Consider the following 21,384-nt stretch of genomic DNA (forward strand, 5'->3'; position numbering starts at 1 on the left):
CCATATTCGATTGGGTTCTAAGAATACAAATTAAAGCAATTAAGGTATGCATACCATTTCTATTTAAACATAAGAAAAGAAGTCCTCGGACTTCTTTTTCATATGAGATATTCTCAAACATCAATAGACTGGTGGATATTTATTAAACGTAATCAGTCTGGCCTCTTATAAGACTAGTGGACTTAAATTAGTACTGCAGTAGCCATTTTTAGATATTAGTTAAGCTGTATATGTAACTAAAGAGCGATTCTTGGATTACAAACTTTATGAAATGCGTATAAGCAGGCAATTTAGCTGAATGTACTTTGTATGGTCTGACATAGAAATATGTATGAAAATACTGTAATCATAGCGATGCGGTGATTTAATGGTGTCTGATATGGGCATTGATTTTATTTATCAGGCACGATATTCGGAAGCATCTGTTCCATGTAAGAAAACTTTTTATGAATCATAAGGGCTGATATGACAAGGATACCTCTTGCGATCGGCTGAAACAGTAACAGGGATTTTTGATCTGCAGTGATGGATATGGAAGTAGTAAGCATGCAGACCAGGGGTAACACGATTTCAACAAACAGATGTAAAAGATACAAGGTGCAATTCATCTGTTTCCTTCGCAAGATATTGTAATTGTAAATCCAGATTAACAGGAAGGCTGCCAATGCGAAGGGATACTGATTGCTCATAATTGCAAAATCAAACAAAAGAACCCCAATCATAGCTGGTAAAAGGTACAGCATTTTTTTTAATTGCACGGACAGACCTCCTTTCAAAACTATTTTCTAACAGCCGGGCGATAAGGATCCAGCAAAGCGCGCAGATCTTTTCCACTTTCATTCAGCTCATCCATCATGATGTCTTCCTGTATCATTCCATCATCCAGAACAACACAGCGGTCAATCACGGTTTCAATCTCTTCTATGTTATGCGTGGAAATCAGAATAATGACATCTTCTTTCACCTGTTCGATTAAAAGTCTTACTGTATCCTCTTTGGCATAGATATCCAATGTCGTGAATGGTTCATCCAGAATTATGAGTTTAGCATTCATTGCAAAGCCGGCACTTATTTCCACCTTTAGCTGCTGACCTTTGGAAAGACTTTTTATTGTATCAAAGATACTGACCTCAAATTGATCCAGCAGCTCGAAATAACGTTTCTTAGAAAAGGAAGGATAATACAGTGTCAGAAATTCACCATATTCCTTTGCACTCATATAAGGAAAGAAGCTTCCATCCTCTGTTATGAAAGCGATCTGTTCAAATTGTTCCTCAACCGGTTTGTTATGAAGTGTTATCCATCCCTCATCCAGGGGAAGCAGGTTCAGGATCGCTTTCAGCAGCGTGGTTTTACCGCTGCCATTTCTACCCAGAATACCGGTTATTTCACCCTCGCGAAATTGTATGGATGTGCTGCGCAATCCCCGGTTATTGGAGTATAGTTTTTTTACATTTTCTAATATCAGCATATTTTATCCTCTCCGCTGTATGAAATAACAGCATCTTTTTATATTTATAGTGAATATGATGCTAAATAAAAGAGGAATCAGCATCATCCAAAAAGCAGAATGCCATACGGTATAGCATAGATAAACTAGAACCAGATACCCGATATAGATCCACCCACTTGCTTTGGATGTTTCTGCTTTTAGCTCATGAATAATAGAGGTAGTGCCTGTAACAATAGACAGAAACAGGCTGAGTAAGACTGCGAATGATGAAAATGATGACGGATATAGCAAAGGATATGCATTTTGAATTGCCAAAAATGCAGGAAAGGATCGATATTCTTCGGGCACATATAACTGGCGGTTATCCAGCAGCTGTAAATGATGCTGGAAGGAAAGATACAGAATAGAGAGACTAAGGATATAGAATATGATAATGATAACTGCAAAAAGCAAAGCATCAGCAAATATGCGCGTCTTTTCTGTGTATGCCAGCAGCATCCATCTTGTTTTTCCACGACGATAGTCTGCAATCGTTCGCAGCGTATAGAAGAAAAACAGAATGACTAGGAATGCAATTGTAATTCCATAAAATAAGCTATAGGAGAAGGGAAGGAATTTAATCCAGGTATCCATATCTCTAAGGGAAGAAATATTCGAGGCAATTCTCTGCATAATGATCGCACTAACAATCAAATATGCCAACAGGATTGCCAGCAGCACTCTCCATAAACGCCGCATATGCTGGACCAGTTCTCGTTTCAGCATTTCCATCACCTCCGAAATGTGACCGGGTAGTTAATTGCCGGCATTTCTATAGCATTTGTTTTTACATGCAATAAATCCAGTGTTCCTATGTAAAGCGTTTTTTCAAAATCCATTACAATGACAGTATTGATAAAGTAGTCTGCATCCTTATACATGGAAGCATAAATTTTTCCGTTTTTATATAAAATATCATTGATAATAACAGAATTGCCATCTGTATCCTTTGAAAGAATATCACTGTTTTCTGTTGCCTTCACCTTCATGCTGTCAGTATTCAGTACCTGCAGCTTATTGTCATATATGAAGCAGATATATTCGTCATTTTGATATAATGCACTTAAATAACTGTTGTTGTTTATCGTTATTTCCTTTATCTGATTGCCCTTATCATCATATTTTGTTATATACAGTTGATTGTCTTTTTGACTGAATACGATCAGGTGATTTGAGGATATTCGCAAGGCCAGATAATTACGATTCGTTCTCAGCTTTGTAAGCTTCTCCACATCCAGGCGATTATCCATTGAATAATAATTTTGATCCTGTGTGGGAATAGCGTACTGTTTTACAGATTCCCGTTCTTTAGCACGATATATATAATTGTATCCGCTCATGCTAATCGTGCTTGGAGGCAGGATGTAATAGTATCCATGATAGTATACAGGCTGACTCCATTCTTCACTTCCCTCAAAATTCTCAGGTTCGATCCAGCTTGATGATGCAATTCCATTCGTACCTTTTTCATAATAGGCCTGTTCCTTCAGGATATGCTGTTCGTCTGCTTTATAAATCAATTCTGTTTGTATAAAGCCTAAATCTTTAAAGTTATTGTTTTTATCTGTATACATTACGGATAAATAAAGCTTCGCTTGATTCAGTTTTCTTTCATAGAGTGGTGTTGATGCATCATATTGCTCCTGAGCTTTTTGCCAGTCACTTATGGGCTTACAGTCGTCATCACGTACATAAGTGAAGTTTAAAGAGGAGCGGCTTGGATCCTTCTGTGATTTTTTTATTTCGTGATGCTGCTGCGTATCGTTATCATAAGAAACAAGTATCGAAGCATCATTCAGTGAAACAATACTGTCAAAAGGAATGCTTTTCAATACAGAGCGATTGCCCTGTTCATTTTTTAGTGGAAAACGGGCATGTTTTGCCGTGAAGAGAAAAACACTTGAACATAGCACTCCAATCAACGCAATTACAATCATAAAGGTGGTTGTTTTCCTCATTTTGGCTGCCTCCTTTTCCATATAAAATAAGATTTCAACTGTAGGGCATGAAGGGGAAGAAGGAGAATCATAGCCATACAATTTACGAAATCATCCATATTTTGTAATCCCATTTGTAAGATTACAAGTTTAAAGCTGAGGATACATATAAATGCTGCACTGTAAATAAGTATAGTCTGCAGCATTTTTTGAGTTTCCATGCTGATTAGTAACAGGGTGCTGATACAGGTAAGTGTCACCAGCTTTAATAAGTCAGTGATAAGTACCATGACGGTAAAAGGAAGATAGGCATGTGAGGTTGTCTGTGAGAGCTGAAAGAATAGGAAGGAATTGCTGAGAAAGGGCAGCTGTTCCGCAATCAGAAGGTAGATGGTAGACCACGCAAGGAAATGTGTACACAGAAGTCCTAAATAGGTCATGAATTGAAAGAGCAGCTCACTGTAAAGAAAGGTGGATTTGCGGATAGGAAGAAGCCGAACCCGGGTTAAACCACCTTCGCTTATGAAGGCTTTATACCGCCTGTGATGAAGAAGAAAGAGAAAGATAAAACTCGGATAAAACACAAGGAGCATAATGGAATTGACATCTGAGGTAATGCCGATAAAACATAATACAAGCTGTACCAGGTATATATCCATATACAGGAATAGAATTTTTTTCAGATAGGGTGCTGATGTATTCTCAATAAATAAGGTTATCTCTTTCATAGAACTCCTTTCTGTATTGCGGTCGCAATACACTAATTATAAATAAAAATCACTGGTTCCACTTTTTGGTAAGCCAGGCGATTGTCTGCTGAAAATCCAGTCCGCTTGTCTGACATTCTTTTATAAATTTCTCCATCGTCTCCTCTATCATTTCATTCCGCAGCATGGTTAAGGTTTCCTCGTTGACAATAACAACACTTTTTACATTGCTGATGGTCTTTATGATTCCCTCTTCTTCCAGCTGTTTATAGGCTTTTTGAACAGTATTCGGATTGATGGACAGCTGCATGGCCAGCTCGCGTCGGCTGGGGAGCTCCTCATAATGCTTTATTTCGTCGGATAGTATCAGCTTTTTGATATACCGGCTGAGCTGGGGATACATAGGCTCTTTCTTATTGAACTGAATATCCTTTAAATTCATGCATAATCACCCCGCTTCAACTGTATTATAACCGCAATACACTCTGCAGTCAAGCAAAGCCTGTTTATTTACAGGCTGAAAGGAAAATAATTAGAAATTGGCTAGTTTTTTATTTATAATACCGGTTTCAATCCATTCTGTCACAAATTCACGAATTAGATGCTCATGAGTATTCTTATCATTTGATACATAATTTTCAAGAAATTTCTCCAAGGATACAGGCTCTGTGCGAAACTGCCTGCTCTTATCCTTCTTTGTATTCTGAATAAAAAACATATAGTTATACGCCTTATACCATGGAGAAACATATACGTTCAGATGATATCTCTGATCGCCGCGCATATCAACATATACATGAAATATAGGCTGTTCAGATACTATCAGATGCTCAATCTCTTGTGTCAAATCCTTTTGTTTCAAAATAACCCCTCCCTTTTTATGTTTTATGGAACAGAGGTCACGTAAGCCATGACAACGGGACAGTTGTTTATCTATAATGACCTCTGTATCACTATCATAACGAATACGAGGATAAAAGCAAGCGTTCTGGGACAAGCGGTATCTCACAGGTGGGAAACGGTCATTTTTATACGCATGAACACTGTTTTTGCTAATCACAACATGCTGGAATTTTCTAAATAATAGAGACAGTTTTTTTCATGAAAACAACAATAGCATATACAAAAAGTATCAGTGATCATGTATAAGGATTAGGGTTAAACACTGTTTTATGTTATCTTCTTCCATCTCTGCATTGCAATTCGATGAAAACCGTGGTAACATTTTATCGTAATAAAGAGGGGAGCTGGAAACGGCTGAGAGGAAGCGTATGCTTCGACCCATAACCTGATTCGGATAATGCCGACGTAGGGAACTGTGTACGATATGCGAGAATGAACATATTGAGATATGGCCTGCGTTTGCTATATCTCTTTTTTATTGCTGCATACGGAAGGGGAGCTCCGACCGTACAAAGAACTTCAGCGAGGGAGCCTGCCAGACAGGCTGAGAGGAAGCTGTATGGCTTCGACCGATCTTGGAATATAAACCAGGAGAGCTGTTTTCTTTGTGCTTCCTGTTTATATTCTTTAAGGAAAGCAAACAGGAGGTAAGTAGAAATGAAAAATGAAAATCGTGTTTTCCGCCATGTTTTTCTGGCAATGATGGTAGCTTTGGGAGTTGTGATATCCCCTATTCTGCGTGTGGAGGGTATGTGTCCAATGGCGCATTTTATCAACATCACGGTAGCTGTACTTATGGGGCCATGGTATTCCCTCATATGTGCTGTATTGATAGGTGTCATTCGTATGGCTGTAATGGGCATTCCGCCGCTTGCATTAACAGGGGCCGTGTTTGGAGCCGCTCTATCCGGTATTTTTTACAGAATGAGTAAGGGGAAGCTATGGGCTGCTGTACTTGGTGAAGTTATCGGTACCGGGATCATCGGGGCGATTGCATCCTATCCGGTTATGGCTTTATTATGGGGGAGAACCGGCTTAACCTGGATGTTTTATGTACCGAGCTTCTTTATGGGAACCCTGATCGGGGGAAGTATCGCCTTTATATTCCTGACATCTTTGCAGCATAGCGGGCTGCTGTTGAAGATGCAGAGAAAGCTGGGAGGAAATCTGAATGAACGAGAAGCTCTGGAACCTGAGAAAACAGTTGCAATACAGTCATAACCTGATTCATTGCATCACCAATCCAATCAGCATAAATGATTGTGCAAATGCTGTACTCGCCCTGGGAGCTAAGCCAATCATGGCGCAGCATCCAATGGAGTGTGAGCAGGTGACCGCAGTCAGCAGTGCACTTGCATTGAATTTGGGGAATTTTGAGGATACACGTTGTATTGCTATGCAAAAAAGTCTTATCTGTGCGAATGAACATGAAATTCCTGTTATTCTGGATTTGGTCGGCGTCGGCTGCAGCGAATTAAGGAAAAGATATGCATTGGAGCTTTTAAGGAAAGGGAGCTTTTCCATAATCAAAGGAAATCTTTCAGAGCTAAAGACAATCAGCGGTCGCGACAGTCATGCGTTGGGAATAGATACCGGAGAGGAAGACCAGGAGCTCCCCATTCACAGTGCAAAGTGGCTGATGCAGCTTGCACGAACATACAGCTGTTGTGTATTATGCAGTGGTGAAACTGATATCATATCTGATGGAAGCCAGATATATTTTGTTGAGAACGGTGATCCTATGATGACACTTTGTACTGGAACAGGCTGTATGCTGAATGTGATAGCAGCTGCATATCTGTCTGTTGCGGATACACCGCTTGCTGCAGCTCTGGCGGCATGTGTAACATTTGAACTTGCGGCAGAGCACAGTATTTCGATTGCTGAAGGGCCGGGGAGCTTTCATGCATCGCTGTTTGACAGCTTATATAACTTGAAGAAGCAAGATTTTGCAGAAGCAAGGTTAAGACGGTATGTGTAAGCGTAAATTTATGGAGTCAAAAGTGTTTAAAGTAACGGTACTGCATAGCTGTGTCCATATGCAAAGTGATGATAATGGAGGAGATTATGAAATTCGATTTGACCTTATATCTGATAAGCGATTCAACAGGCCTGACAGAGGATGAATTTTTAAGAAGACTTGAACAGGCATTACAGGGTGGTGTGACGCTGCTGCAGATAAGAGAGAAGAACAGAACAACACTGGAATACTATGAACTGGCGAAGAAGGTAAAAAAGCTAACGGATGCCTATCAGATACCGCTCATTATTGATGACCGCGTAGACATCGCGCTCGCAGTTGATGCACAGGGTGTTCATGTCGGTGCTGAGGATATGCCGGTGAGGGAAGCACGCAGATTGATGGGACCGGATAAAATAATAGGTGCAACAGCTAAACGGGTAGAAACTGCTATGCAGGCGGAAGCAGATGGTGCGGATTACCTTGGTGTTGGAGCCATTTATCCGACGACGACAAAGGTAAAAACAGTCATTACAAGTGTAGAAACTCTTCAGGATATCTGTCAGCATGTTTCAATACCTGTTGGAGCAATCGGTGGTTTACATGCAGAGAATTGTGATATTCTCAAAGGGACAGGTATTCAGGGAATCTGTGTGGTATCTGCCATTATGAAGCAAAAGGATCCGCGTACAGCTGCTAAGGTATTAAAGGAAAAAGCATTAGCAATACGGAAATAGATACAGGATACAACAAAGACAGCTTACATAAGGGAAATGAAGGTTACTCTTAGGAAGCTGTCTTATTTAATTTTTATGATTTGAGAAACTTGTATATCAGGAATTTTTTGAGACAGATAGGTTATTTTCAGATATATAATCTCTGATTTTACCGTACAGTCTGAAGGTATAGTAGGTCTTTGTATCTTTCACAAAAATCTCTGTAACATCCTCATTATCCTCATTTATGACCCTGTGTGATTGATCTCCTTCATAAATAGGTTTAACAAATCTTTTGAGATCATTAAATTCCGGGTTCATGATATACAGAACATAACCTAAACATAAAACGATAACGATTGCCAGACAAACATGCCATTTTTTTATTTTCATACAGTTTCCTCCTCATTATCAATTTAGTATAGGCTATAAACTTATGTTAAACAAAGAATTGTCTTAGCTATATTTAGAAAGATCATTCCCTTTTGGATAATGTGTATATCGCAATATTTCCTATGATAAGGGTGATTGCATTTAAAGAAAATGCAATAGACGATGTTATTATGTGATAATCATATAAATATCTTATCATAAATAATAGAATTATACCTAGTATTATAGTCAGAATAACATATAAATTTTTCATATTAAGCCCTGGCTACCCTGTATTCCCAGTAGCCGCTATTACAAGGACCTGAATAACTAGGCTCACAACCTGGTATTTTTCCCGGTATGAATCTTCCAGTTAATACGTACTTAACAAGGTTTTTCTTTTTAGTGCCTAAATATCTAAGTACGATTCTACATGCGTCTGTTCCTGTCACATAATATACAGCTGAGCAAGCACCTACAGCATTCCATATGACGGTGGCAATCGTGACCCATGCAACACGTGTAGTTCCAGTGTTCTTGATGTCGAAAGTATTATCATAATTATGTCCGTAGTCGCGTATAATCATGTCACCGTTATCCAGATAGGTAACTTCAACATTTTCTTCATACATTTTTACTTCATTACCGTTTTTATCTAACCATTCATTCGTCACATTAGATGGTTCTGCTGTACAATCGGAGCAGGGTTCTGCACCATAGATTTTAGATGCATTTGAATTCAACGCAAAACCATTTAACAACATAGCAGATAATAGTAAATAACAGATAATCTTCTTCATAAGATCCTCCTATTCCATTGAATTATTTAACAAACGTTTGTATGGCTATATAATAATATTCTAAAGCAAAATTGCAATGGATTTGTCATCTAAATACAGTATTTGTCATCTAAAGAGACAGGAAAGAACATTGACAAATCGGATGTGTATAGTAATATGTAGATAATAGGATAATAAAAGGAGAGGGGAACACATGGGGAAAAGAAAAATATTATTATGCGATGATGAATTATCATATGCAGAGGAAATAAAGAAAATGATAATTGATCTTTATCCGGATGCATTTGATATACAGACAGCGACTGATCAAAGCTTTGATATAAATAAACAATATGATGTATATTTCTTAGATATTGATATGCCAAGCATTTCAGGCTTTGATTTAGCGATTGAAGTTCATAAATATCATCCAGAAGCATTACTTGTTTTTCTGACTTCACACGAGGAGCTTTCTATGGACGGCTATCAGTATCGGGCGTTTCGTTTCATAAGTAAGCTACGCCTGGAGGCTATGCTTCCAAGAACCTTGAAGGAATTAAAAGAGTATTTTAACCAATTTGATCAAATCATAAATGTAAAAGATGTAAATGATTTAACCGTAGCCATCCATATTAAGGATATTACCTGTCTAATAGCGAAAGGAAACTATATGGATTTCAATACAGAGAGCGGCGTTTTTAGTAAAAGGATGAAAGTGAAGGAATTTTTAAAAGATACACATAGTGAAATATTCGTGCCTGTTGAACGCGGTGTTCTAGTGAATATGCGTCATGTAAAAAAATACGATTACAAAACAGGTGAATTGTTTATTCAAGATGGTATGCACTTAAAAGTGACTAAAAAATATAAAGAAGAATTTTTAAAGCAGTATGTGAAAAGAGGGATTTATAGCTCTTAGGTGACAAAAAGTGTTTTTAGATGACATGTATATTGTAATTTCTTCCATATATTATTATGCTCTTTATGAAAGGGATGATGAATATGTTAAAGAAATTATTTATGGTATTGTTATGCATTACCATGCTTTGCAATATCAATGTATTTGCTTCAGAAACATTGCAAGATAGTCAGATAAAGGAAGATTTAGATTTAACAGAAGAGATAGAAATGTTAGACTCTTTTTATCAGCAACCTGACCGCTATATTTTTCAGGATATCGATGGTAATGATTTGAATGCATTTGTTATGCAACATAAGGAAGAATTTTATAAAAATCAATATCAGACTACTGACATTCTTATGGAATATGTCAGAAGTGTACAGGATTTAGGTAGTGTGATTTCTTTCTATTCAGGAAAATCAAAAACATGGGCAAATCAAAAGGTCTATTACACAAAGACTAGATATGCTATATATAGCGCTACAGGAACCTACACAGTTAGCAATAATAAGATTACATCGGGGAAGTGTAGTGCGAAAGTAATTGAAAAAAATACTGCTGAAATATATCAAATATTAAGTACATCTAAATCCATAGAAAATAATGGGAAGTCAATTACTTTTACGATAACTCATAGTATCAATAAAAAGATTATTAAAACAAGGCATTCTATCTCTATATAGCTAATCTATGATATAATTACCTTGGTGATGGCTATGGAATATATTGATGCATTTTTGATTATGACGATTTTGAAATCTGTATTTTCTTATTTCTTTCTATATAAGATTATGGAGTTGAAAATACATAATAAAACAAAAGCGCAGACATCTTGTTTTCTAGTATTCCTTATTTTCATATTTATAGGTAATCTCGCTTTTTTTGCCTTTGTATCTTGGGAGGATGAATTTGGCACTGTCAGGTACTGTCCGGATATTGTAGAAGATATTATTATGATGTTGATAATAATGGCATTATTTCATTCGAATATTTGGAAAAAAATATACTATATTGTTTTTGGATATGTATTAGTCATGTTCGTTGATTTATTAAAATCTTTATTTGATAACATATTTCTTCAATATATTGTGCATCATATCTCCACATCAAATCAAGTTGCAATCATGTTCTTACTGGAAATTTTAATATTATCTATAATTTATATTCTATTGAGAAAAAGAAATAAAACACAATATACAATAGACGATAAGGACTGGCCTTTATTTGCCGTACTAGCCATTATCGTATGTGCCTATTTCTATTATATTAAAAACGTTGTACCTTATATTGATCCGGAAAACAGCATCATGTATGTTTCCATAGATTACATACAACTAGGCTTTATGGTTGGAATATTCTTTCTGTTTAGTAGATATCATATCATCTTGGGGAAAAAGGGGCAGGAGCTCTTAAAAACACAGTTAAAGCTTCAAAGTGAACAATTTCAATTAAAACTAAGAGATCAGCTAACAGCCGCCAATGCAGAAAACAGGAAGCTTCGTCATGATTTGAAGCATCATTTTATCGTTCTTCAGAGAAAAATAAAAGAGGATCCTGAATATGCATTACATTATGTCAAGCAGTTGAGCGATCATGTGGAAATTGTATCCTATGCCGATACAAAGAATGAAATTCTTAATTATATATTGAATACAAAAGCTGCAACAGCGCATCAGATGAACATACCATTTGAATATAAGATAGGTGATCCATTAACCTTTATCAATGACTTTGACCTTATATCTATCCTGGGAAATGCTTTGGATAATGCAATCGAAGCACAGCAATTTGTAAAGGAAGCGTGGATTCATATGGAAATCACAAAATATGAGGATACGGTTCATATAAAGGTCGAAAACGCATGCGACTGCACAAAAATTAAATGGGTTGACGGTATGTTATCAACAGTAAAAAAAGATAAGGATGAGCATGGTTACGGATTAAAAAATATCAAGGAATTGTGCGAAAAATACAATGGTATACTGGATATCAGTACAGAGCAATCTGTTTTCCAGCTAACAATGTCATTTCTGAAAATTTAAAGGGTGTCTATTAAAGGCATCCTTTCATTTATGCGTTTAGATGACAAAAATTGCATTTAGATACCATAAAAGTAGTATAAATAACGGAAATCTAGTATGATTTCTCAGAGGTGATAGCATGGTGGAGCAAGATGTTATAAAAGAAGAGACCGTAAGCTTTCTGATGATTCAATACAGGAAGGTACTTGAATATCTACAGCAAATGGCGGAGGATAATTGGCGGTTAAAAAAAGTAAAAAACACATCCATGTATTTTGAACGAGGCTATAAGGTTCGCTATTCGTATTGTATGATACCTGTTGAATTATTTAATAGAGAAATCCAGATCAAAGCCAGGCAGCAGGATTGGAGACAGATCGGTACATGGAAGCATCTGTTGATATTCGGTAAAGAGGAACAGAATGCAATGCCAATCATTGAAGAAGATATATTACATCAGTATATAAAAAACACAAGGTATCGGAAATATGACCTTTATATTGTACTCAGCTGTTTTCTCGTATCCATCGGATTATTGGCACTCGCTTTATATTTCGTATTGCATGCAGGCTCATTTATTAAATACTTCTTTATCACTCTGCTGTGGGGAGGCTTATCTATTTACCATTTGTGGGTGTTACTCCATGTCTGCCATTTTTTATGGAAACTGGAACATATTGAAAAGCAAAGTATTGATGAGGCTAAGTTTACTATGAGAGCCATTCATGAAAATATGATGTTAGGGGTTATTGCATCTGTTTTGATTCTCATTGTTGGCTGATAAGACTTATCGTTTCATAAGCATTCAAAGAGATACTTACCATCTAAATAAAAGATAGCGTTAAAAAGCAGTGCTATTTATATGAACGTATTCTATGCGCTTTGAAAATATGTGAATTACTTTCAAAATGAACAAGAGATTATTCTAAGCATTTCATTTTCTTTTCCTTATATTTTCATCCATAATATAGATAGCATTGACAAAAGTAAGTACTTTCTATAGGAATTTGCGTCAATCTGTTTTATAATCATATCGTCAGGGATGAATGTAGTAGAAAAGGAGGAGCATATGCTGAACAAGGAAAAAATTTATATTACAGGGCACAGACACCCGGATACAGACTCTATCGCATCCGCTATTGCCTATGCAAAGCTGAAACAACGTCAGGGATATAATGCTGTCGCATGCCGTCTTGGACCACTTAATGCCGAAACGGAATATCTGCTTGACCGCTTTCATATGGAACTGCCTATGCTGTTTGAGGATGCCCGTGCCACGCTGGATGAAATTGATATCGACGGCCCGCTGGCTATCAGTCCGCAGACAACGATTATGGAAACGCTGGAACTGATGAATGAACAAAACAAGCAGTCCTATGGCGTAATCAATGCACAGGGAAAGCTGATGGGAATGGTAACGAAATCAGATCTTGCTACAGTTGGTCTTGGTGATACTGCGGTCGCTATTCAGCTTTTGCAGGAAACACCACCCGAATATATCGCAAAAACAGTAAGCGGTAAAATGGTGTATACAGACAGGAACTATCACTTTAATGGGAAAACCAGTGTTATCGCGATTGCAGAAACAAAGCTGAACAACTATGAGCTGCAGGATCGGCTTGTCATTGTAGGGAATGACTCAGAAGCACAGGAAGCGGCAATCCGTAAGGGTGCGGGTATCCTTGTTGCTGTATGGACAGAGCGTATTGAAGAACGTGTCATTGCGCTTGCGAAGGAATATCACTGTCCTATTATTCTATCTGGACATGGGACGATGAATACCTCGCGTTATCTTTTCTTTTCACCTCCGGTCAAGCTGCTTATGAAAACGGATCTGGTCAGCTTCAATAAAAATGAATTTGTCGATGAGGTAGGAAAGAAAATGCTGAAATCAAGATATCGCAGTTATCCTGTGATTGATGATGAAAATCATCTGATTGGCTATGTATCACGATATCACATTTTGAATCAGCACAATAAGAAAGTGATACTGGTGGATCATAATGAATATGCACAATCTGTGAAAAGCATAGAAAAAGCAGATCTTCTTGAGGTTGTGGATCACCACCGTGTCTGTGATATTTCCACAAATCGTCCGATATCCTTCCGTAATGAAATTATCGGCAGCACAGCTTCCATTATCACATCCATTTATCTGGAAAACCAGATGAGCATACCTAAGGATATAGCCGGTCTGCTTCTGGGTGCAATCTTATCTGATACACTGAAGTTTAAATCACCGACAACTACTGCGAAGGATAAGGGACTTGCGAAAATGCTGGCAGAAACGGCAGAGCTGGATATTGATACATTTGCCAAGGAAATGTTTAAGGTCAGCTCCAATATCAGCAATAAAACACCGCGGGAGCTGTTGAATCAGGATATTAAGAAATTTGAAATAGATGGCAGAACAGTAATGATTTCACAGGTCATCGCCTACCAGGTGAGTGAAGCTAAGGAAATCGAGGAGATTCTGCAGACAGAAATGGAAAGGTTTGCACAGGAAAAAGGGCTTGATCTTCTTGTAGTTGCCTTTACAAGTATTTTAGAAAACGGCTCCGTATTTTATTCCGCAGGAGAGATATCGGATGTAGTAGCTGAAGCATTTCCCAATCATTTTGAAGAAGAGCACAGCTTTCAGGAGGATATACTGTCAAGAAAAAATCAAATTGTACCACTGCTTTCCAGAGCCATCATCAACTCCGTACACTAATATGAAAAAAGACAATTCGGTTATGAATTGTCTTTTTCATGTTATAGAGGACAATGTGAAGTACCGTATAGTACGATAAGACTTTAGTCATTGATTACTGTTTATTTGGCAGCCTCGATATAGGCCTTTACATTTTTTTCAACAACACTGAACGGCGCAGAACCACTTTTCAGAATCGCTTCATGGAAATCCTTGTCATTAAACTTATCCTTTAATTCATCCTGTGCATCCGTTTTCAGATTAGCAAGCTGTACATAGCCTACATAATAGGAAATAAATGCTGTCGGATTTGCCTGTATCTGATTGTAGAAGGCGCTGATATCTGTAATTCCGAGTCCATTCTCTTCAAGGAAGCTCTGTGTTTCCTGCTCAGTCCATCCTTCATAATGAATACCGATATCCGCAAGGGCAACCAGGCAATCCTGATATACAACCATATTCTGCTGCAGCTTTACCGCATCTTCGGACACTCCGTTGAGATATTTCAGGGCGTATAATTCCACATAGGTAGCATATCCCTCCGTATAACCGAGGTAATTTGCCAGGCTGTTTCTCCATGGATCCTTTACATTCTTATACGCATATGCAATCTGATACATATGTCCCGGAATTCCTTCATGTGCTACGGTTGAGAAGGTTTCCAACGCCTGAACATCCAGTGCATCCTTTAACATGTTTACACGAATCTGCTTCGGAGTCGTACCATCCAGAGCAGGAATATTGAAGTAAGCGGCAACACCGCCTGATGCAAGATCCTCACCGATTGGCTTGATCTGATAATCCAATTTTCCTACAGAAGGGAAATCATCCTTGATATCAGTATCAAGATCCTTCAGCATGCTTTCAAAATCCTTGTATTTTGTTTTGATCTCGCCGTTAACATAAGAATCATACGCTTTCTTATTTTTTGAAATAACAGCCTGTGCACCTAACAGAGAAGACCTCGACATGCTTGTCAGTTCCTTTTTGATTTCTTCAACGGATTTGTCCGTACCAGTAGCCTGCTGAAACAGCAGCTCATAATATGCCTTACCATTTTTCATATGAGAAAGACCCATCGTATTGTTCTTCGAGGAATCAAGATCATCCATTGCTTTTATTATATCGCTGTAAGCTGGCAGGAAGTATTCCTGAAAAGCCTTCTTCAAATCAGCTTTATACTGTTTTGTTTTTTCATCACCCAGCTTCAGGTTGTCGATACTTTCATTGAGGCCGGTAAGCACACTGCTGTTCACATCTTCCTTAACAACCTTTTCACAATATTCCTTTACGGATTTGATATCCAGCATCAGGGTGCCGTTTTCTTCCTGTTTCTTTGTATAATCAAGAATACTATCCATATACGGTTTTACGGATTTCATGAGTTCAATGACATCCTTTACATCCTGCTCATTACGCAGTGTCCAGTCAGAGAACATCGTAGGAAGCTGTGTATGCATTCCTGTCATGGATTCCAGCGGCATGGACATATGCTCAAATTTGGAATCATTCATTTTCAAAGTATAATCGAGCATATACTTATAAATGTCATATGTATCCTTCTGCTCATCTGTTAATGCATCACGGTCAAATTCCTCAAAAGCCTTTTCGGATTTATCCGTAAGCTCCTTGTTTTCCTTAAAGGTGGCTTCTGTCATTTCTTTATCAATTTGAATCTTAGTTTTGCTTGTATCTACTCCGTAATTTTTGGGATTCTCCAGAATAATATGCGTATTTGGATAGCTTTGTTCCATAGATTCGACAAATTCCTGCTTCATGAACTCATCAAACTTTTTCTGTTCTTCCTTGTTGTCCTTTTTAGAGCAGCCGCCGATGGATAGCGCCATCACTGCGGATAACGTAAGAACGGTGAGTCTTTTTAACGTTTTCATACAATCTCCTCTCTTTATTACTTATATTATAGCCAACAGCTACCGGATAAGCAATTTAATATGAAAAAAAGATGGAGGCTCCATCTTTTCTATCTTGAATCCCTGTACTTTTAAAATTACAACAAATGTGTATAGTATTTGAGGATTAACTTAACTGCCTGCAATTTATAAGCTTACGCTGTTCGACCATTTCCATACAGATAGCGTGCGACATAAACACCGCTCGCACTTGCATGGGAAAGAGAATGGGTAACACCGCTGCAGTCTCCGATTACAAACAAGCCTTCATGCTTTGTTTCCAGATGGTTATCAATTTCAACCTCCAGATTATAAAATTTTACTTCAACGCCGTAAAGCAGTGTATCATCGTTGGCAGTACCCGGTGCTACCTTGTCCAATGCATAAATCATCTCGATGATGTCATCCATCTGGCGCTTAGGAATCACCAGACTCAGATCGCCCGGTGTTGCGGATAAAGTCGGTGTCACAAAACTTTCGGCTATACGGGAATCTGTACTTCTCTGTCCACGAATCAGATCACCAAAGCGCTGAACGATTACACCACCGCCCAGCATATTGGAAAGGCGGGCAATGCTCTCTCCATATTCATTGCTGTCTTTGAACGGCTCAGTGAAGTGATTGCTTACCAATAAGGCAAAATTTGTATTTTCTGTATAACGGGAAGGGTCTTCATAGCTGTGTCCGTTTACAGTTACAATTCCGTTTGTATTCTCACTGACGACAACACCACGCGGATTCATGCAGAAGGTACGTACCTTATCCTGAAACTTACTGGTACGGTAAACGATTTTACTTTCGTATAGCTCATCGGTCAGATCGGAGAAAATACTGTAGGGAAGCTCCACACGTACTCCGATATCCACACGGTTGCTTTTTGTGGAAATTCCCAGCCGTTCACAGATGCTGCCCATCCATTTGCTTCCGCTGCGCCCTGTAGATATAATACATTTGCTTCCGGTAAAGCTGTTGTCACCACTGATCAATCGGTATCCGTTTTCCAGCTTTTCCACTGCATCAATATGGGTATGGAAATGGATTTCAATGCGATCCTTCAATTGATTGTACAGGTTCTCCAAAACAATATAATTAACATCCGTACCCAGATGGCGCACACTTGCTTCCAGTAAATGCAGGTCATTCTGCATACATTTCTTCTTCAGATGTGTATTTTCATTGGTATAGAGCTTGGTACCCTGCCCTCCGTTTGCGACATTGATTTCATCGACATAATTCATCAGATCGATTGCTTCTTTTCTGCCGATATGTTCATATAGCGTACCGCCAAACTGATTTGTAATATTATATTTTCCATCGGAAAAGGCTCCTGCTCCTCCAAACCCGTTCATAATAGCGCAGGTCTTACAGTTAATGCAGGATTTGATCTTAACACCGTCAATCGGACATTTTCTCTTTTCCAGCGGGTTTCCTGTTTCAAATAATGCAATTTTCAATTCCGGGTTTAGTTTCATCGCCTCATAGGCAGAGAAGATACCGCCGGGACCGGCACCGACAATCAATAAATCATAATCCATAAATTACCTCCATCGTTATATGTATAACTTTCGGGAAATCTCGTTTTTCCTATGGTATTTTATCACAGAAACAGAAAAAAGCCAGTGCTATTCATGAAAACTTTATGAAAACGGTATCAGAGGGTGTTGTCTTCTTTTCTTTTATATAGTCATATCGTCCTGTTATGAAGGTTGCACCCATAGAAAATGCTGTGATGAGTGATTATGTATCAAAACGTTATACTGTTTTATATGAAGCTGTCTTTTTTATATGAAAAAGGTATAAGCAGCACAAAGCAGTCCATACTGCAGCTATGAGGTGAAGATATGAAACGTTATGCGATAATTGGCTGTTTATGGTTTTTCATGGCAGCAGCGATGATTCATGGGAATGCGAGAGCTGAAATTGACTACGAGATACGCTATGACAGCAATACAAAGCAAACCTATGAGCTGAAGGAGAAAATACAGGAAATTTATTCTGATCTGGTAAGCGGTGTACATAAGGAATCCTATATCCTGATGGTACTTCACAATAAAGAGCTGTTTGCTTTTCGCAAGGATCTGCGTGCCGATTGGAAACATAATCAGCTGGTGATTACCGAAGGTGATGGGAAGGGCGATACGATAACCGGGACATTGCGTACGGAAAGTGTATGTGTTCCCGAGGTTCAGCCGCGCTCCCTTCTACAGGAAATATTTCAATAGCGATTGAACAGATACAAGTACTTTATCGGTTTTATCAGGAATGGATAAATACGGCGCCTGAAAATGATGAAGAAATAGATAAACTGCATCTTAAAATGATAGAAGAAAGAGAACTCCGAAATGCACAGGGGCTTTCCTTCTTCTTTTTTCATGCTGTTTGCTTGTCTTCAGGGATATAAGAACCACTTTATCTGTTGTAGTTTTATTTGCAGGTGAGTTGCGGATTCCTGCAACTTGGTTTAAATTTATGGCTTTTAAGCAGCAGTGCCAATATAATAAAAGCAGGAGGATTTAGCATGAAAATCATGGAGGGTAAGGATTCACAGCAGCTCGATGTCCGCATACGGTTTGATACAGTCGAAGAAAAACAAAAAGCATTCCGTCTTCTGGCAGCTATGCAGCAGCGGCTGGTCGGATATCAGAGGGAGAAGGAATATCTTTTACGGGCAGAGGATGTCTGCTTTATTGCATCGGTAGAAAAGCGTACCTTTATATATACTGCACAGGGCTGCTTTGAATCATTGCTTTGGCTCTATCAGATTGAGGAACAGCTGAATGATGATTTCATACGCATTAACAAAGCGACGATAATCAATATGACCCATGTTATGAGCATGCGCTCAGATATCGGCTCCAGAATCCGGGTATACCTTGATAATGGAGATTCGCATATGGTGACGAGAACATATGCGAAGGCATTTAAGCAAAGGCTGAAAGGGGAATAGCTCATGTATAAAAATCTGGTTAAGTTTTTCAGTGGAATCACAGTTTCGTTTTTTACAGCTATCTGCGGTATTGCGATTTCCGGTGTGCTGTTTGGAAATGAGGTTATAACAGTATCCAGCTTTTATGTGCAGGGCGGTATTTCCTTTCATGCTGTTTTCCAGATCCTTGCGCTGGCCGCTCTCCTTGCAGTGTGTAATATTATTCTGGATCATCCCAGAGTATTGTCCAATATGCGTCTGACATATAAAATTGTACTGCGTATTGCGATGTCTATGGCATTGATCCTGCCGTTTATTTATGTGTGCCGCTGGTTTCCGGTTGATAATCATGAGGCATGGATTGGTTTTATTGTTTGTTTTCTGACCTGCTTTACAGTGGCAACCTCTCTCAGTATTTATGCCACCCGTAAAAAGGATAGGGAATATCAGAAGCTGCTGGCTGCATATAAGGCAAAAAAGGAGAAAGCAAAATGACGATTTTGGAAGCAGAGCATATACAGAAGAAATTTGCAGAGAAAGAGGTTTTAAAAGATATCAGCTTTTCGATATCGAAACCGGAAATATTCGGATTGCTGGGGCCTTCCGGTTCCGGAAAAACTACCCTGATACGTATTTTAATCGGTCTGTTGAAAAAGGACAGCGGCAGCTCCTGCGTATTGGGAACAGCATCAGACTGTCTAAAAGACCGTGAGTATGCACAGATTGGTATGCTGCTGGATGAATCAGGGCTGTATGATCGTTTGTCCTGTATAGATAATCTTGATATTTATCGTCGGTTGTATCAGCTTCCGCAGGAGGTCATAGAACCGGCACTGCAGCGCGTATCACTTCATGAAAGTGCACAAACAGCGGTAATGAAGCTTTCCAAGGGGATGAAGCAGCGCCTTGCCTTTGCCAGAGCACTGCTGCATCAGCCAAAGGTTTTATTTCTTGATGAACCTACCTCAGGACTTGATCCTGCCACGACGGCTAATATTCATGAGCTATTGTTTGAATTGAAAGAAAACGGCGTTACCATATTTCTGACGACGCATGATATGGAAGAAGCGGCAAGGCTTTGTGACCGTGTAGCTTTTCTGAATGAGGGTACGATTATTGAATGTGATACGCCGGAAAACATTTGTTGTAAATATAATACATCCAATCAGGTCAAAGTTATGACCAGTGATGGAAGAAGCCTGCTGCAGGATATGAAGCAGGATACAGATCAGCTCGTGAAGCTTCTTGAAAAAGGACAGATTAAAACAATCCATTCTATGGAGCCAACGCTGGAAACTGTATTTATATCCCTTACAGGAAAGGAGCTGATCTGATATGAACCTGCATCATGTTCATGCCATCATTCGCAAGCAGCGAAAGGACACACTTCGCAACAAGCCTACGCTTGTGCAATTTGTCATGTTTCCGGCGATTGCCGCTGTTTTGACATTATCTGCCGGTGATTTACAGCTGCCGCCCAGATACTTTGTAAACTTATTTTCCGTCATGTATGTCTGCATGGCACCGATTCTCATTATTTCTGCTATCATCAGCGAGGAGAAGGAAAAGGGCTCTTTGCGCATGCTGATGATGTCCAATGTGAAGCCGATGGAGTATATATTGGGAATTGGAAGCTATGCATTTGTTTTATGTATGATAGGCGTGCTGATTATGGGGCTGGTAGGACAATATCCGCTACAGGAGCTACCTGTCTTTCTTCTTTTGAATGCCGGAGGAGTTCTGATCTCCTCCATAATTGGTGCAGTGATCGGGGTAATAGCTGAGAATCAAACGGCGGCCAGCGGTCTGTCTGTTCCTGCGATGCTGGTGACCTCCTTTCTTCCAATGCTGTCCATGTTTAATGCGTCAATCAGAAAATTCGGTCAGTTTCTATATTCCCAGCAGATATATGAGCAAATATCTGTCAGTAAGACACCCTTATCCATAGACTCTGTTATTATTGTAGTGGTAAATTTAGCGGTTGTGCTGATTGTGTATGTGTATATGTATCGGAAAAAGCATCTGCTTGCATGATTATATTTTTATCCTAAAAGGGCTGTAATGCATC

General features: G+C 38.8%; 24 protein-coding genes and 1 riboswitch. Of the genes, 13 read left to right on the forward strand and 11 right to left on the reverse strand.

The annotated features are described in order from the left end of the window. Positions 1-392: 392 nt before the first annotated feature. From GKZ87_00340 to GKZ87_00370, 7 genes are all read right to left on the reverse strand, one after another. Positions 393-758, reverse strand: coding sequence for a hypothetical protein (locus tag GKZ87_00340; protein ID QSI24047.1), 366 nt, complete (start codon positions 756-758; stop codon positions 393-395). A gap of 20 nt (positions 759-778) precedes the next feature. Further along, a complete protein-coding gene (locus tag GKZ87_00345) occupies positions 779-1,471 on the reverse strand; it encodes an ATP-binding cassette domain-containing protein (protein ID QSI24048.1) in 693 nt (230 codons plus the stop codon). 3 nt (positions 1,472-1,474) lie between these two features. Next, positions 1,475-2,218 carry a hypothetical protein gene (locus GKZ87_00350; GenBank protein QSI24049.1) on the reverse strand — a complete coding sequence of 248 codons (744 nt, stop codon included), beginning with the start codon at positions 2,216-2,218 and terminating at the stop codon, positions 1,475-1,477. 5 nt (positions 2,219-2,223) lie between these two features. Then, positions 2,224-3,450 carry a hypothetical protein gene (locus GKZ87_00355; GenBank protein QSI24050.1) on the reverse strand — a complete coding sequence of 409 codons (1,227 nt, stop codon included), beginning with the start codon at positions 3,448-3,450 and terminating at the stop codon, positions 2,224-2,226. Continuing rightward, the gene (locus GKZ87_00360) at positions 3,447-4,157 is read right to left on the reverse strand and encodes a hypothetical protein (GenBank protein ID QSI24051.1); all 711 of its coding nucleotides are present in this window, start codon (positions 4,155-4,157) and stop codon (positions 3,447-3,449) included. Before GKZ87_00360 ends, GKZ87_00355 begins: the two co-directional genes overlap by 4 nt. 49 nt (positions 4,158-4,206) lie before the next feature. Continuing rightward, the gene (locus tag GKZ87_00365; protein ID QSI24052.1) at positions 4,207-4,578 is read right to left on the reverse strand and encodes a GntR family transcriptional regulator; all 372 of its coding nucleotides are present in this window, start codon (positions 4,576-4,578) and stop codon (positions 4,207-4,209) included. A gap of 90 nt (positions 4,579-4,668) precedes the next feature. Next, positions 4,669-4,998, reverse strand: coding sequence for a hypothetical protein (locus tag GKZ87_00370; protein QSI24053.1), 330 nt, complete (start codon positions 4,996-4,998; stop codon positions 4,669-4,671). 368 nt (positions 4,999-5,366) lie between these two features. Next, positions 5,367-5,469, forward strand: a riboswitch (TPP riboswitch). Positions 5,470-5,696: 227 nt separating this feature from the next. Here GKZ87_00370 and thiW point away from each other — a divergent pair. The 3 genes from thiW (at position 5,697) to thiE (ending at position 7,736) form a co-directional block, all read left to right on the forward strand. Beyond that, complete coding sequence (thiW, locus tag GKZ87_00375; GenBank protein ID QSI24054.1) at positions 5,697-6,260, forward strand: energy coupling factor transporter S component ThiW; 564 nt, start codon at positions 5,697-5,699, stop codon at positions 6,258-6,260. Next, positions 6,211-7,020 (forward strand): hydroxyethylthiazole kinase, encoded by an 810-nt coding sequence (thiM, locus tag GKZ87_00380; GenBank protein QSI24055.1) that lies wholly within the window; start codon positions 6,211-6,213, stop codon positions 7,018-7,020. The genes thiW and thiM overlap by 50 nt, the downstream gene beginning before the upstream one ends. Positions 7,021-7,106: 86 nt before the next feature. Further along, positions 7,107-7,736 carry a thiamine phosphate synthase gene (gene thiE / locus GKZ87_00385; GenBank protein QSI24056.1) on the forward strand — a complete coding sequence of 210 codons (630 nt, stop codon included), beginning with the start codon at positions 7,107-7,109 and terminating at the stop codon, positions 7,734-7,736. A 96-nt stretch (positions 7,737-7,832) separates the two neighbouring features. On the opposite strand, the gene GKZ87_00390 is transcribed toward thiE, so the two are convergent. Together GKZ87_00390 and GKZ87_00395 are read right to left on the reverse strand one after the other, a co-directional pair. Further along, positions 7,833-8,108: a hypothetical protein gene (locus GKZ87_00390; GenBank protein ID QSI24057.1), complete on the reverse strand. Its 276-nt coding sequence runs from the start codon at positions 8,106-8,108 to the stop codon at positions 7,833-7,835. 254 nt (positions 8,109-8,362) lie between these two features. Next, positions 8,363-8,887 (reverse strand): hypothetical protein, encoded by a 525-nt coding sequence (locus GKZ87_00395; GenBank protein QSI24058.1) that lies wholly within the window; start codon positions 8,885-8,887, stop codon positions 8,363-8,365. 193 nt (positions 8,888-9,080) lie between these two features. Here GKZ87_00395 and GKZ87_00400 point away from each other — a divergent pair, with 193 nt between their 5' ends. The 5 genes from GKZ87_00400 to GKZ87_00420 all read left to right on the forward strand — a co-directional run bounded on the left by GKZ87_00400 (position 9,081) and on the right by GKZ87_00420 (position 14,501). Further along, positions 9,081-9,785 (forward strand): response regulator, encoded by a 705-nt coding sequence (locus GKZ87_00400; protein QSI24059.1) that lies wholly within the window; start codon positions 9,081-9,083, stop codon positions 9,783-9,785. Positions 9,786-9,868: 83 nt separating this feature from the next. Then, complete coding sequence (locus tag GKZ87_00405) at positions 9,869-10,450, forward strand: hypothetical protein (protein ID QSI24060.1); 582 nt, start codon at positions 9,869-9,871, stop codon at positions 10,448-10,450. A 33-nt stretch (positions 10,451-10,483) separates the two neighbouring features. Then, positions 10,484-11,809 (forward strand): GHKL domain-containing protein, encoded by a 1,326-nt coding sequence (locus GKZ87_00410; protein ID QSI24061.1) that lies wholly within the window; start codon positions 10,484-10,486, stop codon positions 11,807-11,809. 118 nt (positions 11,810-11,927) lie between these two features. After that, on the forward strand, positions 11,928-12,569 hold the full coding sequence (locus GKZ87_00415; GenBank protein QSI24062.1) for a DUF2812 domain-containing protein: 642 nt from the start codon (positions 11,928-11,930) through the stop codon (positions 12,567-12,569). 288 nt (positions 12,570-12,857) lie between these two features. Further along, on the forward strand, positions 12,858-14,501 hold the full coding sequence (locus GKZ87_00420) for a putative manganese-dependent inorganic diphosphatase (protein QSI24063.1): 1,644 nt from the start codon (positions 12,858-12,860) through the stop codon (positions 14,499-14,501). Between the two features lie 101 nt (positions 14,502-14,602). On the opposite strand, the gene GKZ87_00425 is transcribed toward GKZ87_00420, so the two are convergent. Continuing rightward, a complete protein-coding gene (locus GKZ87_00425; GenBank protein ID QSI24064.1) occupies positions 14,603-16,372 on the reverse strand; it encodes a DUF885 family protein in 1,770 nt (589 codons plus the stop codon). A gap of 173 nt (positions 16,373-16,545) precedes the next feature. After that, positions 16,546-17,925, reverse strand: coding sequence for an FAD-dependent oxidoreductase (locus GKZ87_00430; GenBank protein QSI24065.1), 1,380 nt, complete (start codon positions 17,923-17,925; stop codon positions 16,546-16,548). 306 nt (positions 17,926-18,231) lie between these two features. Between GKZ87_00430 and GKZ87_00435 the strand changes: the two genes are divergently transcribed. The 5 genes from GKZ87_00435 to GKZ87_00455 all read left to right on the forward strand — a co-directional run bounded on the left by GKZ87_00435 (position 18,232) and on the right by GKZ87_00455 (position 21,350). Next, entirely contained in the window at positions 18,232-18,612 is a 381-nt protein-coding gene (locus GKZ87_00435) for a multidrug transporter (GenBank protein ID QSI24066.1), read from the forward strand. A 296-nt stretch (positions 18,613-18,908) separates the two neighbouring features. Further along, positions 18,909-19,337 carry a LytTR family transcriptional regulator gene (locus GKZ87_00440; GenBank protein ID QSI24067.1) on the forward strand — a complete coding sequence of 143 codons (429 nt, stop codon included), beginning with the start codon at positions 18,909-18,911 and terminating at the stop codon, positions 19,335-19,337. Positions 19,338-19,340: 3 nt separating this feature from the next. Continuing rightward, positions 19,341-19,811, forward strand: coding sequence for a hypothetical protein (locus GKZ87_00445; GenBank protein ID QSI24068.1), 471 nt, complete (start codon positions 19,341-19,343; stop codon positions 19,809-19,811). Beyond that, positions 19,808-20,650, forward strand: coding sequence for an ATP-binding cassette domain-containing protein (locus GKZ87_00450; GenBank protein QSI24069.1), 843 nt, complete (start codon positions 19,808-19,810; stop codon positions 20,648-20,650). Before GKZ87_00445 ends, GKZ87_00450 begins: the two co-directional genes overlap by 4 nt. A 1-nt stretch (position 20,651) precedes the next feature. Beyond that, positions 20,652-21,350, forward strand: coding sequence for an ABC transporter permease (locus GKZ87_00455; GenBank protein QSI24070.1), 699 nt, complete (start codon positions 20,652-20,654; stop codon positions 21,348-21,350). Positions 21,351-21,384 lie beyond the last annotated feature (34 nt).

The sequence above is a fragment of the Erysipelotrichaceae bacterium 66202529 genome (genome assembly GCA_017161075.1).
Classification (GTDB): Bacteria; Bacillota_I; Bacilli_A; order Erysipelotrichales; family Erysipelotrichaceae; genus Clostridium_AQ.